Source organism: Marinobacter sp. (assembly GCF_041690615.1).
In the GTDB taxonomy this organism is placed as follows: Bacteria; Pseudomonadota; Gammaproteobacteria; order Pseudomonadales; family Oleiphilaceae; genus Marinobacter.
On sequence record NZ_JAWLGY010000009.1, the window covers coordinates 115,616 to 129,340 of the forward strand.

Below are 13,725 nucleotides of genomic sequence, written 5' to 3' on the forward strand. Positions count from 1 at the left end.
TGACGCTAAAATCTGTATAGATGGGTTACAGCTCTGGCGGTAACCCATCTTCCGGGACTGGCCTGACCGTATTCCGCGTCGAATCATCACCGGTGCGGAACACTACCGGTCAGACCTTGAACTGACCGACCAGGTCACGGAGGTTCTCACCCAGGCGCGCCAGCTCATGGCTGGCCTCGTTGGTCTGGGTAACCCCGGTATCACTCCGCTGGGCGGCATCCACGATGCGCACCACGTTCTGGTTGATCTCTTCGGCGACCTGGCTCTGCTGTTCAGCCGCCGTAGCGATCTGGGTAACCTGATCATGAATCTGACCCACAGACGTTACAATGGTTGTGAGCGCGCGGGTAGCATGGTCGATCCGTTCCACCGTCTCGTCAGAACTCTTCCGCGAATTACCCATCCGTTCCACCGCGGCGCGGGACTCGGATACGAAGCCATCGATCATTTCCCGGATCTGGTCAGCCGATTCGGCACTGCGCCGCGCAAGCTGACGAACTTCGTCCGCCACTACCGAAAAGCCACGGCCGTGCTCACCGGCCCGGGCCGCTTCGATAGCCGCATTGAGGGCCAGCAGGTTGGTCTGTTCGGTCACCGCGTGGATAACATCCAGTACCTGCTGGATATCGTTGGTCTTCTCCGCCAGCGCGTCGATCGCGCGGGCACTTTCCGCAATCTCGCCAGAGAGCCGGTTCACTGCCCCCTGGGCACTGCCGATGGTTTCACCCCCTTCCTTAGCCATGCGATCAGCATCAGAAGCGGCACTCTCAACCTCGTTGGCGTTACCTGAGATTTGCTGGATGGTCGCCGCCATTTCATTGATAGCCGACGCAATCTGGTCGGTTTCCGAGCCCTGCTCCTGCACCGACGCCCTCGTTTCGTTCGCCACCTGGCTCAGCTCTTCCGCAGCCGATGCGACCTGGTCAGTGGTCGTACCCACTTCCCGCATCGTGTTCTGGATCTTGACGACAAACGCGTTGAACCGGCGTCCCAGCTCGGCAAGCTCATCACTGCCTTCATCCGGCAGGCGCTGACGCAGGTCCCCGTCACCATCGGCTATTTCCTGCATCATGTTGCTGACGCCCTTCAGCGGACCGGTCACAGTACGGCCCACCAGGATGCCAATCAACAACGCGATAGCCACAACCACCGCGGTCACCAGCACGATGAAGCCCAGCGCCGACGAAATACTCGCCTCGATCTCTTCCCGGGCAGCCGCCAACTCACGCTGAATATCGGTAATGTAAACACCGGCCCCGATCATCCAGTCCCAGTCAGGAATAATGGTCGAATAGGAGAGTTTGGGCTCATCCTTGCCCGAAGCGGGGTTTACCCAGTCATACTGGTAATAGCCATTATTCTCCGCCGCGTCGAAAAGATCAGTTACCAGCCCCTTCAATGTCGGGTCCGTGGTGGGGCCTTCTTTCGACGGGTCCGGGGCGTAGGCCAGGTTGCGGATATCCCGGTCGTAAGCGAAGACGTAGTTGGTTCTGTCGAAACGGATAGCCCGGAGACGATTGAGCGCTGCTTCCTTCGCTTCCTTCTCTGAAAATGCCGGATCCTCCTTTGCCTCCAGCACTACCGCCCGAGCGGCATCCACCAGGTTCACCAGGCCAGCCTTGCGGGACTCCAGGAGGCTGTTTTCCAGCCGGATGAGCTCCTCCTCCCCGTTTGCCTTTATCTGGCTGACCGTGATCCAGGCGATGGTTGCTGCCGTAATCAGTACCGGTACAAGAACGCCCATCAGCAGGCGCGTGCGGATCGTCAGATGACTCAAAAATTTCATTGGAACAGCTCCGGAATTCATTCAGTTCTCGAATTATCCGGCAATGGGAGCGACTTCGCTGTTCCAGTTTGTTACAGACCGCCTGGTGTCCCCCTCTCCTCCCATGCTGCGGAACATGGCCGGCAGGTTACAAAACCTTATCAAGCGGCATGCAGCGTTTCGGGTTATGACTCCATAGAATAATCATGATCAGCTGCTACCGGACGGAAGCAGCGCTCACCATGACAAGGGACAAGCGTTATACCAATGGAAGTTATTGAACTGGTGGGCCGGCCCGGAACCGGGAAGACGACCCTGGCCCGAAAAATCTACCGGCAATCCAGTAACATTATCAGCCGGAGTCACTTCTTCAAGCGCGAACTGAGCCGGGGGCGACTTTTCCGATGGATGCCGGAGTTCCTGCTGGAGAGCCCCTACCTGGAAGATTACATTACCAACAAGACCGGCGAGTGGCTCGGCGGCAACCTCAGCGAGGACCCGGCATTGCTGGAAGCCATTGCCCTGATCCTTGGGGAAGTCACCCGTTACGACCGGTTGCAGTCCCGGCTGAACCTGCTGTTCCGGGACTATGTCATCCACACCCTCGCACAACAGAGTGACAGTGATGACATCCTGCTGCTGGACGAAGGCCTGACCCATCGTGTTGGCACCTTCACCCTCAATGGCCTGACCCTGCCAACCCTGGCGAAGGTGGCTTCGTTGCTGCCCACCAGTGATCTTTACGCCTATATCGAAGTGCCGGACGACACCACCCGGCACCGGCTGATCAACCGTGGCCGGAATGATTCGCTGTATATCAGCCGGGAGGTCTACCAACGCCTGAAAGACGGCCTTGAGCAGCGTAGTGTTCGCTTTGTGGACCTGCCGGCGGATGAAAGGACGGACCGTAGCCTTGCAGCACTTATCAACGCCTGCCGGACCACCTGAACGTCGCCGGCATGATTCCGGACCCACAGAGCGAACGTGATAAACCAGCCTGCTTTGCTATTATTGCCCTCCTTCGCCTGACCCGGTGCCACCATGAAACTCTCGAGAATTCTCAGCAATGAGAACGGTATTAGCCGCAAGCAGGCCAATCGGAGCATTGCTGCAGGAAGGGTTCTGGTGGATGGCCAACCCTGTACCGACAGCGCAGCGGAGATTTCCCGCTTTCAGTGTGTAATCGCTGGCGGGAGAATCATTCAGCAAGGTGCTGTGGCCCGGTACGTGATGCTGAACAAGCCGGCCGGATACCTGAGCGCTACCCACGATACCGTGCACCCCACCGTCATGGACCTGCTGCCTGCAGAATTACGCGATGACCTGCATATTGCCGGGCGCCTCGACCGCGCCACCACCGGACTGATGATCCTTACCAATGACGGCCGCTGGTCGCGATGCGTGACCGAACCCCGAATCAAGGTGCCCAAGGTTTACCGGGTTACAACCGCCTACCCCATTGGCCCCGGGACCGCACAACGATTCGCCGATGGCATCTGGTTTGCCTATGAGCAACTGACAACCTCACCCGCCACCCTGGAGCCACTGGGCCCTTGCGAAGTGAGGCTGACCCTGTTCGAAGGCCGCTATCACCAAGTGAAACGGATGTTCCATGCAGTTGGCAACCGGGTCACCCGCTTGCACCGTGAACGTATTGGTGACATTGCATTGCCGGAAGATCTGCCACCGGGTGCATACCGGAGCCTCACACAGGCCGAGATCCGTTCCCTCCGCGCTAAAGACGCCGCCGGTCGGGGTTAACCTTCAACCGAAGGTAGGGCAGAAAGCCGGCTAGCACCGTTCTGGTCCACACCAATGGTCTTTTCCGGACCAGTGTGGGGGCCACTGAGGAGCCCCTTCCGCAAGCCTGACGTATGGTTTCAGCTCCTTTTTCCTGTATATCCACTACACTTGTCAGACGCCGAGTAAGGCGTGCCCAGACAGTATAGAGGGCCCAACAGAATGTATGTTCAAGGAGCCACGCGCTATGAGCATAATGAAAGAGTTCAGGGAGTTTGCGGTAAAGGGCAATGTCGTCGACATGGCCGTAGGAATCATCATCGGGGTTGCTTTCGGCAAGATCGTTTCATCGTTCGTGGCGGATGTGTTGATGCCTCCTATCGGCCTGCTGATCGGTGGAGTGGATTTCACCAACCTGGTGATCACCCTCAAAGCCGCCGAGGAAGGGGTTGAAGCGGTCACACTGCGCTATGGGGTTTTCCTGCAGTCAGTGTTTGATTTCATCATCGTTGCTTTCGCCGTGTTCATGGCAGTGAAGGCCCTGAACAGCATGCGCAGGAAAGAGGCCGAAACACCGGCCGCTCCCCCTGCGCCGTCTGCCCAAGAGCAGTTACTGATGGAAATCAGGGACCTGCTCAGGCCAAAGTGACTCTGCCCTGCCCTCAAACATCACCGCCAATCGCGGCCTCGATCCTTGCGATGTCGATTTTCTGCATCGTCAACATCGCATCAAAGGCCCGTTTGGCCGTGGCCGGGTCCGGGTGGGTAATGGCCTGCATCAGGATCCGTGGTGTAATCTGCCAGGATATGCCCCATTTGTCCCTGCACCAGCCACAGTCACTTTCCTGGCCACCATGACTGACAATGGCATTCCAGTAGCGGTCTGTCTCGGCCTGGTCGCAGGTGGCCACCTGAAAGGAAAACGCCTCATTGGGCCTGACACCGGGCCCGCCGTTGAGCCCGAGACAGGGAATTCCCATAACGGCGAACTCCACGGTAATCACGTCCCCGGTTTTACCGGAGGGATAATCCCCCGGCGCACGGTGTACCGCGTACACATGGGTATCCGGAAATGTATCGGCATAGAACCGAGCGGCTTCCTCGGCGGCGCCGTCGTACCAGAGGCAGACGAGGTTTCTCGCAGCGGGTGTCATGGCATATCTCCTTCACGGCTGTCGTGGGTCGTTACGTCTACTACCAGGTCGAATACCGGGGGCTGCGTTCGACACCATGTTTTAATAATGAGGTAAACCACTCCCGTAAAGACTCGCTAAAAATACACGACTTTTAATTGAAAGGATCTGTCGCGGATTTATGACATATGAGCATCCGGTTAAAGCCGCACCCGGTTGCCATCAATTCTGGATAATAAATTACGATCAGGAAAATATTTCCTGGCAACGAAAACGCTTTTGCCCATACCTTACTGGCCACGGACCTTTTACGTCCGCTTATAAAGCATATAGAAAGTTATATAAATGCCGATTTAATAACTACAAACAATGCCTACCAGTTTGCTACCACACTAGTTTGTCAACTTGCGCATATCCCGCCTATTTGAGCTTCCAATAAACGCATTTTTGTGAGTTTCGCGTGATAGTAAGCAAAAACCCTGACTTCTACACTGCTTCGGAACCTGCCGGGAAGGCTGGCTCAGGCTTTCCCGCAGGCTGATGTCCACAGGTTTCATAGCTGTAAATTGAATCCTTAACTTCAAGAAAGCAAACCGTAATCTTTGAGAAAACTTATAACAAGAGGTTTTTATGAAACTGTCAAATAAAACGAAGTTCGCAAGTGTCTTCGCAGCCCTCGCGTCAGGGCTGATCATGTCGGGGTCCGCTCTCGCTGCCGGTGGCGGTGGTATTGGTGGTAGCGATTGCAGCGTCGACGAAGAACGGGGCTCGGGTGCCCGGTTCTTTGTCCCGAGCGGCGGCAGCGGTAACTACAACATTCTTGGCTGGGGTAACGGCACCGGCGGTACGGTAGGAAGCTACAGCGGCCTTCTGGAGTCCGTTGCCGAACAGTGCATCCTGGTGGCCGCCGCCACGACCACCCAGTCTGGTAACGGCCGCGATGTGGAAAGCGCGGTCAATCAGGCCAAGAGCCGCTACAGCGATGTCGTTGGTTCCGACCCGAAAGTCTGTACCTCCGGCCATTCCCAGGGTGGCGGCGGCTCGTTCAACGCTGCCAACCGTCTGGATGCAGACTGCGTTATCGCGGTTCAGCCTGACACTGTCTTCACGACCCGTATCGATCGTCCGGTAGCCAGTGATGTAGACGTTGTCTGTATCTTTAGTACCGGTGACGTGCTCGCTCCGGCCCTGCCGTCCAACGGTCGCAACTGTCGCAACAATTCAACCCGTTACACTCAGGAACTCACTTCAGGCACCCACTTCGCGCCAATTGGTGGAACTGGTGGTGAAGTCGGGGAAGTAATGCGTGAATACGCTGCCCGCTGGCTGGTTAACAACTAATCGCCTCGGGTTATCGGTGTTAGAAACCCCAATCCATTCCGGATTGGGGTTTTCAGGTGTGCTGCATCCAGTCTGATAAGGAATCTATATGAGATTTTGTTCAAATGCCGGAGCGATTATTCTCCTGGCCGCATTGTCTGCTGGTGCCTACAGTGAACAGTCCCTGCCGGAAAGCACCAGCGAACCTACGGCCACCGAGGATAAACAGGCCAATTTCGAAGACCTGAAGGATCGTTTCAGTTATGCCTATGGCTATGATCTGGCTGAAAAATTCAAGACAGAGGGCCTGGAGCTCAATGTTGCTTTAATGGCCGAAGCCATGGACGCCGTTTTCAGGGGCGGAGAGAAGAAAATGTCGTCCGGCGAAGTAGCCGCAACTCTGGAGGTATTCCAGCGGATTCATGCCGAAAGAAAAGAAGCAGAGCAAGCCGTTGTTGCCGAGAAGAACCAGAAGGAAGGTGAGGAATTCCTGACCGAGAATGCCAAGAGGGATGGCGTCGTGGTGACCGAGAGCGGGCTGCAGTACAAGGTAATCACCGAAGGTACAGGAAATTATACCCCTACCGAAGAGGATGAGGTTATCGTCCATTACCGTGGCATGTTTGTCGATGGCACGGAATTCGACAGTACCCATCAACGTAACGAACCATACCAGGTGAAGGTCAAACAGCTTATTCCGGGCTGGACAGAGGCTCTCACCATGATGTCTGAGGGTTCAAAGTGGGAATTGTACATCCCGGCCCATATTGCCTATGGGGAAAAGGGAGCTGGCGAGTACGTTGGACCCAATGCCACGCTGATATTTGAGGTAGAGCTACTCGATATCAGTAAAGCCAACAGCTGAAAACTCGGTTGGCATCGCAAGCGCTCCTTACCGCTTTTCTCCGCCGGGTCTTCTTTATCGAAGACATGACTTGTTCATGGCCATGTTCAACTCGCCAGCAGCCCACATGGGTGCTAGTTTTAAATTGAACTCAACGCCACGGAGAAGTAAAAATGCCCAATGTTACCTCGACCATCGTGGTCGCCTGTGATGGATCAAAGCACTCTTCCCATGCCGCAAAATTCGCGGGCGAGTTGGCGAAAGCCACTGGTCAACCCCTGAAGTTATTGACTGTCTTCCCGGGATCCAAGGCAGAACGGCTGATTATCAGCGGGGTCTGGCCCAGCGACCTTGAGGAAGAGCAACATGCCTACGGCCGCAAGATGTTTGATACCGCTGAAGAAGGCCTGGGCGGAATTGTCGAGGTCAGCGAAGAAATCCTGCTTAAAGGTGATCCGGGACACCAGGTCGTCGAGTATATGGAACAGAACCCGGGTACTCACCTGGTTATGGGGAAGCGGGGCCATTCAGCACTGCGTTCCCTGACTCTTGGCAGTGTCAGTGAGAAAGTCATCCGTCACGCCCCAGGCATCGTTACTATCGTGTCTGACTGACAGAGTCTGCTGATATTGTCTTTGATTCCGGCAGGGTGACTCCGGAACATGGAGCTTCCCTGCAGGACGTTCGAGGAAACACGGTCAGCCCAGTCGTTGAGCGGATCGATAATGAGCAGACAGGCGATGATGAACCCTCCGGGACTGAAATTTGCCACTACAATAGTTCTCGCTGCATCAATGTTCGCATTGCCAGTCAAAGCCGAGGACTGTCCCACGTTCCTCGACCACGAGCAGCGCAGGCTCCACTCCTCCGAAACCATCAACCTGTGTGATATTGCCGCCGGCAAACCAATGCTGGTCGTCAACACGGCAAGTTACTGTGGCTACACGGGCCAGTTCGAAGGACTGGAGAAGGTGCACCAACGTTATGCCGATGACGGGCTTGTGGTTGTGGGGTTTGCCAGCGACGACTTTCGACAGGAAGCTGATTCTGAGGAAGAAGCGGCTGACATCTGTTTCAGGAACTTTGGGGTAACCTTTACCATGATCGCGCCAGGGCCGGTGACCGGCCCTGATGCCAACCCGGTGTTCCGGGAAATTAATGAGCAAAGTGAACCACCACGCTGGAATTTCACCAAGTACGTGATCGACGCCCAGGGAAGTGTGGTCAGCTCCTTCCCCAGCAAGGTCGACCCGGAAGACCCCGCACTTATCCACGCTGTTGAATCAGCACTTTAACTGACCGGTTGTTCAAGCAGCGAGTCAGATCCCTTTCAGACCGGCTGGCGTACCAACCCATGCCCCGTAATTTACGCTGAGGAGGGTGCGTTGCGCACGCTTTACTGGTTTACCCGCGACCTGCGTTTACACGACAACGCCGCCCTGCTGGCGGCCGCCCGATCGGATATGCTGCTTTGCGTGTACGTGGTGGACCCGGCGTGGTTCGTTAATCGGCAGTTGCAATGCCGGCCCATGGGTGAACATCGCTGGCGCTTCCTGTGGCAAAGCCTGACAGCACTGGAGCGCAGCCTTCGGCCCATGGGGCAGCGTCTTCACATCGCCTGGGGCGCCCCGGATACCGTGCTGCCATCCCTTGCCCGGGAACACGGCATCCAGAGGGTGGTTCGGTCGCGGTTGCCCGGCACCGAAGAGGCGGCACAATGGCAGGCACTGAAAACCGCCCTGCCAGACGTGACCTTCCAGCAATTTGAAACCCTGGGGTTGTTCACCGAGGGCCAGCTACCCATGGCGCTTACGGAGCTGCCAGATACCTTCTCGCAGTTCCGCAAGCAGGTGGAAGAACATAACGGTGAGACGGGAGACACCTTGCGAATTCGGACGGTCAGCGCGCTGCCGCCTCCACCGGGTTTTCCCGATGACAACCGAGGCCGATGTCCAGCCATCCGGAAACCGGACTGCGCCCTGCCCTTTACCGGCGGCGAAGAGGCAGGCCTGGCCCGGTTGCAGGCCTTCCTGTTCCAGCATCATCATATTGCCCGCTACAAGGAGACCCGCAACACCCTGGACGACTGGGATTCGTCATCAAAGTTCTCGCCCTGGCTCGCTAATGGCAGCCTGTCGGCACGGGAAGTTGCCGCTGCCATCCAACAGTACGAACGCCAACACACGCGCAATGAATCCACCTACTGGCTCTGGTTCGAATTGCTCTGGCGGGAATACTTCTACTGGTATGCCCTCAAGCACGGTGACCGACTTTTCCGCCGCGATGGTGTGCAGGGAAAACGCCGGCCTGTGACCTTCTACGGTCACCGGTTCAAGGCCTGGTGCGAGGGCAACACCCAATACCCGATCGTCAACGCCGCCATGAACCAGCTGCGCCTGACCGGATACATCAGCAACCGAGCCCGCCAGCTGGTGGCCAGTTGCCTGGTCAACGAACTGGAGCTCGACTGGCGCTTTGGTGCCGCATGGTTTGAACAGCAACTGGTGGACTACGATGTCGCCAGCAACTATGGCAACTGGCAGTATCTGGCGGGTGTCGGTGCCGATCCCCGGGGACTGCGCCACTTCAACCTGGAGAAGCAGGCGCAACAGTATGATCCTGAGGGCACTTACGTGGATCGCTGGCAGGGCAAGTCTTCACAGCCTGTGGGTCTGCATACCGTCGACGCCGCCGACTGGCCCATTGGGTAAAAACAGCGAAAACATGCGGTCCCACTGCGATCTGCCCGCAGCGACACGTCTGCTCGCTCGGTGCCAATCAATAATTTCAAGCGCAGGGGCATCCGCCGGGGCCATTTAAGCGTAGACTGTTAGAAATCCATGCAGCAGGTCTTCCGTGACTCAAAAATCCCCGTCCAGCTCGCCGTCAACTCCCCATCGCCTGCCCTGCAGGGGGTGCCTGCCCGGGTGCAAGAACTACCCGACCTGTGACGGCATGCCCTGGCGCGCAGACAAGGCGCCATTGGCACCAGCCGACAAGCGCCAGAATCGACGCTGACGGATACCCGTGCACGTTGCCTGGCACAAGGCTCCATGCCCTCGCCTACCCCTGTTTTCCAGTCACAGCGCTCGGGTCGAGCCTTGACTGTCGTGAACAAGTTTCGACGGCCTAGCGAAAACCGAGAAAGGAAAGAATCGCCAAAACAATAACCACGGCGCCAACTATATAAACGATGTTATTCATTCGTGGCTCCTACGCGTGCTGATCTGTAATTCGGGTTGCGCCACATCCCTGCAGCGCCTGATGCAACTTCCTGTATCCGGTCTTCCATCACCTCATCAACACGAAGCATAGGCCCCTGGCGCCGTCTGGTCTGTTCGCTAACGCACCAAGAAGGAAGGGCGGCGCCCCGGAACCCGGCCAGTACGGGCAGGAGGGGGCCTGCTCAGCGCATACCGTCTCAATTTTCCGTCAACTCGGGTGAACGCGTAATATCCGTGGATAGGCCCGATGACTGATAGGTACTTTGCTCGCGGTCAATCACCAACTGTACATTCCGGTAAAAGGCCAACCGTTCCTCATCCTGGTTGCCGCCCCGGCGACCCGATGCCTGTGGCCAATTGCCATTGGACGCAATGACCAGTCGCCGTTCGGGGTCGATGAAAATTCCCTGGCCAAAAATACCCCTGGCCATATACGCGCCATCGTCGAGGGTCCACCATTGGTAACCATAGCCATATCCTTGCCGGGTGGTATCCGCGCGATTGCCGGTGGCCTCTTCAATCCAGCCCTCGGGCAAAACCTTTTCCCCATCGGCCAGGCCGCCGCCGAGAATAAACAGGCCCAGACGTGCAAAGTCGCGTGTAGATGCCTGGATGCAGCAGCCACTGATTTCGTGGCCGGTGGACCCCAGAATCCAGCTGGCCTCCTGCTCCATACCAAATGGTTTCCAGACTTTCTCCGACAGGTAGTCCGACAGGCGCTTGCCGGTGGCTGAGCTGACCAGCACGCCAATCAGGTTGGTCTCACCGGTCTTGTAAACCCACTTCGTACCTGGCGGCGCTTCGGCTTCCAGCTGCCGCATGTAGCTCACCGTGGCATCAACACCCGGGTCCGGTTCATGGGCATTGAACAGCGCCACATCGGATTGCGGGTCTGAGTAATCCTCATTCCATCGCACCCCGGATGTCATGGTCAGCAACTGCCTGATGGTGACATTGTCATAGGCTGACCCCCTGAGGTCCGGAATGTAGTCCGACACCTTGTCTTCAATGCTCTTGATATACCCGTCTTTGATGGCGGCGCCCACCAGTGTCGAGGTGAAGGACTTGGCCACGGAAAAACTGGTCCAGCGCCCTTCCGGTCCGAAGTCCAAGCCGTAACGCTCAAGGCGTATCTCGCCGTCGTGTACGATTACCAGCGCAGCCGCCCGCTGGTTCTCCATAAATGCATCCACATCGGTATCCAGCTCAAGCGGGGCGCCCTCAGGTAACGGATAAGGGTCATCACCCGCTGGAATGACGCGGGATTTCGAAAGGAACGGCAAACGGTCCATGGCGCGGAACACCGCATCCCGTTGCTCTGTTGACCAGAAAAGCACGTTGGTATCCGTTGGCAGATTCAGCACCAGCCGACGCATATCCTTGTCAGCCAATGCCCAGAAAGCACCGCACGCCAGCACGATCAGAATGATGATCGAAACAAACCATCTTTTCATAGGATTTGTACTTCTTTTGTTTATTGTATAAGAAGCCCAGAGGCCAGGAGTGGATGTCGGGTCCATCTTGTCTGGGCACCCGGTCCAGGCTTCGTACGTGCGTCCGCCAAAAGCCGATGTTTACGTGACTTTAGACTAGTCTGGTAACCCCTCGAACTCCGGCAAGTCACCAATCGCCCTGTCCCAAGTCGCTCTGCTCGATGTGAAGATGTGCGCTGTGGGCAATACAGAGACTTCAGTATCCAAACACCCTGCGGGAACAACGAGCAGGCCTGTAAGTTGGGTGCTTGGTAATGCTGAACCACACGATCGACAAAAGCTTTTTTCGTGACGAGTACCTGGAAGCTTAAAGGAGGTCACGGCATCTACACCCGCCAGCCAAATCAGTTTGGCTGACTGTGAAAATAAATTTGCCGCATGAGCAGAGCCCGTATCTTTTTGGCAATACCGACAATGGCACAGGAAAAAGCTGTCGAAGTCCCCATGGACCTCAAAGCTCACTGTGCCGCACAAGCAAGAACCAGCATGCTTAGTCATAGGGTTCCCCTTCTATGTTTTCCAGGTGACGCACACTTACGAGGAGCGAAGCTTCGGCCCGTCAGGGACGTCCGGTCGACGGCCGGAACGAGCCTGCGCGACTGGTTATACCAGCGGGCTATATTCAAGCTCGGCATATCGAGGCAGCCCATCCGTGAACTCGTACCATTCAGCAGCTGAGTTGGCGTAGATGTGATAGCTGGGCTTGGCTTCGATCGGTGTTGTCAGACTACCAATTCGCAGCCGCAACGCATCAGGCTTTGAATCCAACCTGCTGTAGATGCGGCTGCCACATTCCCAACAAAATGCCCGTTTCTTACCTGCTGTAAACTCAAACTCCTTTACCAGTTCCTGGCCAGTAACAAAGCGAAATTGTGACGCTCGAATGGGGCTGTTGGTAGCGTATGCAGAACCTTGAGCGCGACGACACTGCGAGCAGTGGCACATTGCAATCGGTCCGAGCTCGCCACTGTATTCATATTGGACTAGGCCACACAGGCAACTTCCTTGAAGCATCAGTTCTCCCTTTCAGTACGGTATAACAGAAAACTGGCGAAAACCGAGACAGATTTATTTATTCAGGCGTACGACACTCACAAATGAAGACCCGGCCCTCACAGGTCGGTCGCAAATTGCAGTACGAGGGCCTCACCGATTGCTGCGATCGCCTCATCACGCTGACGCAGCGAGGCGTCCGTCTCGGCAATGTACAAGGCCACGATGATGGGTCGGCGTTCCGGCGGCCACATCACGGCCGTTATGGACCGCGCACCGTAACCCCCGGCGCCCGTGCGATCAGCAACCACCCAGCCATCCGGCACAGCAGCCCGGAAAAGCCCATCTGCCACCTTGTTCCCTTCAAGCCAGTCACGCAACTGATCTCTCGATGCTGGCGATAGCACGTCACCGAACAGCAGGCTCCAAAGGTTGTTCACCATGGCATTCGGCGTGGTGGTATCTCTGGGGTCGCCTGGCGTGGCCTCGTTCAGCTCCGTCTCCCAACGATCAAGGCGGGTAACCTCGTCCCCCAGAATCCGCGAGAAGGCCGTGACTTCCGCAGGCCCGCCCAAAGTCTTCAGGATGAGATTCGCGGCGGTATTGTCACTGGTTGACAGCGTTGCTTCACAAAGCTCGGCCAGCGTCATCCCACGTCCGCCCGCCGCTTTTTTAGTGACCGGCGAATAGGTGACCAGGTCTTCCCGGGAAACGCTCACCATACTGTCGAGTCGCTCATCGCCCTGATCAACCCGGCGCAGCAACGCGCCGCACGCCAGGGTTTTGAAGGTACTGGCCACCGGAAAGCGCTCATCCGCCTGCAACTCCCACCGCTGACCGGTGCCCGTATCGTAAGCCGCAAAACCTACACGGGCGTTTAACTCGATGGCGGCCTGCTCTACCGCAGCCAGAATACCGGCCCTCTCGCCGGACAATACCGTGGGAATGAATAATGTCAGGGCGAAACCGGCCGCCAAGCGAGTAACCCAGTTCATGGTAGGTCAGATCATCCACAGTTTCAGAAAATGGAAAGGAATCGTTAATCGAATCAGCAAACCAGTCAATGGGCTGGAGGTCTTCGAAAACCGGGACAGATTTATTTATTGAAAACCGGGACATGAAAACCGGGACAGATTTATTTATTCACAGAGCTAAACCCGGTGAAAGCCGGCATGGTTGACGCAGCGGAACATTATCCGTGGTCATCCTATGC

General features: G+C 56.6%; 14 protein-coding genes. 8 read left to right on the top strand and 6 right to left on the bottom strand.

What is annotated here, in order from left to right:
- Positions 1 to 109 precede the first annotated feature (109 nt).
- A complete protein-coding gene (locus ACESMZ_RS08590) occupies positions 110 to 1,786 on the bottom strand; it encodes a methyl-accepting chemotaxis protein (RefSeq protein WP_372956773.1) in 1,677 nt (558 codons plus the stop codon).
- Between the two features lie 246 nt (positions 1,787 to 2,032).
- On the opposite strand from ACESMZ_RS08590, the gene ACESMZ_RS08595 reads away from it, so the two are divergent.
- From ACESMZ_RS08595 to mscL, 3 genes are all read left to right on the top strand, one after another.
- A complete protein-coding gene (locus tag ACESMZ_RS08595) occupies positions 2,033 to 2,713 on the top strand; it encodes an ATP-binding protein (RefSeq protein ID WP_372956772.1) in 681 nt (226 codons plus the stop codon).
- Between the two features lie 93 nt (positions 2,714 to 2,806).
- Positions 2,807 to 3,526 (top strand): pseudouridine synthase, encoded by a 720-nt coding sequence (locus ACESMZ_RS08600; RefSeq protein WP_372956771.1) that lies wholly within the window; start codon positions 2,807 to 2,809, stop codon positions 3,524 to 3,526.
- 226 nt (positions 3,527 to 3,752) lie between these two features.
- Entirely contained in the window at positions 3,753 to 4,154 is a 402-nt protein-coding gene (mscL, locus tag ACESMZ_RS08605; protein ID WP_372956770.1) for a large-conductance mechanosensitive channel protein MscL, read from the top strand.
- A 13-nt stretch (positions 4,155 to 4,167) separates the two neighbouring features.
- On the opposite strand, the gene ACESMZ_RS08610 is transcribed toward mscL, so the two are convergent.
- The gene (locus ACESMZ_RS08610) at positions 4,168 to 4,659 is read right to left on the bottom strand and encodes a VOC family protein (protein WP_372956769.1); all 492 of its coding nucleotides are present in this window, start codon (positions 4,657 to 4,659) and stop codon (positions 4,168 to 4,170) included.
- A 609-nt stretch (positions 4,660 to 5,268) separates the two neighbouring features.
- Between ACESMZ_RS08610 and ACESMZ_RS08615 the strand changes: the two genes are divergently transcribed.
- From ACESMZ_RS08615 to ACESMZ_RS08635, 5 genes are all read left to right on the top strand, one after another.
- On the top strand, positions 5,269 to 5,979 hold the full coding sequence (locus ACESMZ_RS08615) for a hypothetical protein (protein WP_372956768.1): 711 nt from the start codon (positions 5,269 to 5,271) through the stop codon (positions 5,977 to 5,979).
- Between the two features lie 88 nt (positions 5,980 to 6,067).
- A complete protein-coding gene (locus tag ACESMZ_RS08620) occupies positions 6,068 to 6,823 on the top strand; it encodes an FKBP-type peptidyl-prolyl cis-trans isomerase (protein ID WP_372956767.1) in 756 nt (251 codons plus the stop codon).
- A gap of 152 nt (positions 6,824 to 6,975) precedes the next feature.
- Positions 6,976 to 7,416 (top strand): universal stress protein, encoded by a 441-nt coding sequence (locus ACESMZ_RS08625; RefSeq protein WP_372956766.1) that lies wholly within the window; start codon positions 6,976 to 6,978, stop codon positions 7,414 to 7,416.
- 180 nt (positions 7,417 to 7,596) lie between these two features.
- Positions 7,597 to 8,097 (top strand): glutathione peroxidase, encoded by a 501-nt coding sequence (locus ACESMZ_RS08630; protein WP_372956873.1) that lies wholly within the window; start codon positions 7,597 to 7,599, stop codon positions 8,095 to 8,097.
- Between the two features lie 90 nt (positions 8,098 to 8,187).
- Positions 8,188 to 9,513 (top strand): DASH family cryptochrome, encoded by a 1,326-nt coding sequence (locus ACESMZ_RS08635; protein ID WP_372956765.1) that lies wholly within the window; start codon positions 8,188 to 8,190, stop codon positions 9,511 to 9,513.
- Positions 9,514 to 10,223: 710 nt separating this feature from the next.
- Here ACESMZ_RS08635 and ACESMZ_RS08640 read toward each other — a convergent pair.
- The 4 genes from ACESMZ_RS08640 to bla form a co-directional block, all read right to left on the bottom strand.
- Positions 10,224 to 11,480, bottom strand: coding sequence for a serine hydrolase domain-containing protein (locus ACESMZ_RS08640; RefSeq protein WP_372956764.1), 1,257 nt, complete (start codon positions 11,478 to 11,480; stop codon positions 10,224 to 10,226).
- A 135-nt stretch (positions 11,481 to 11,615) separates the two neighbouring features.
- The gene (locus ACESMZ_RS08645) at positions 11,616 to 12,017 is read right to left on the bottom strand and encodes a GFA family protein (RefSeq protein WP_372956763.1); all 402 of its coding nucleotides are present in this window, start codon (positions 12,015 to 12,017) and stop codon (positions 11,616 to 11,618) included.
- Positions 12,018 to 12,122: 105 nt separating this feature from the next.
- Positions 12,123 to 12,533, bottom strand: coding sequence for a GFA family protein (locus ACESMZ_RS08650; RefSeq protein ID WP_372972482.1), 411 nt, complete (start codon positions 12,531 to 12,533; stop codon positions 12,123 to 12,125).
- A 98-nt stretch (positions 12,534 to 12,631) separates the two neighbouring features.
- Complete coding sequence (gene bla, locus ACESMZ_RS08655) at positions 12,632 to 13,507, bottom strand: class A beta-lactamase (protein ID WP_372956762.1); 876 nt, start codon at positions 13,505 to 13,507, stop codon at positions 12,632 to 12,634.
- Between the last annotated feature and the right edge of the window lie 218 nt (positions 13,508 to 13,725).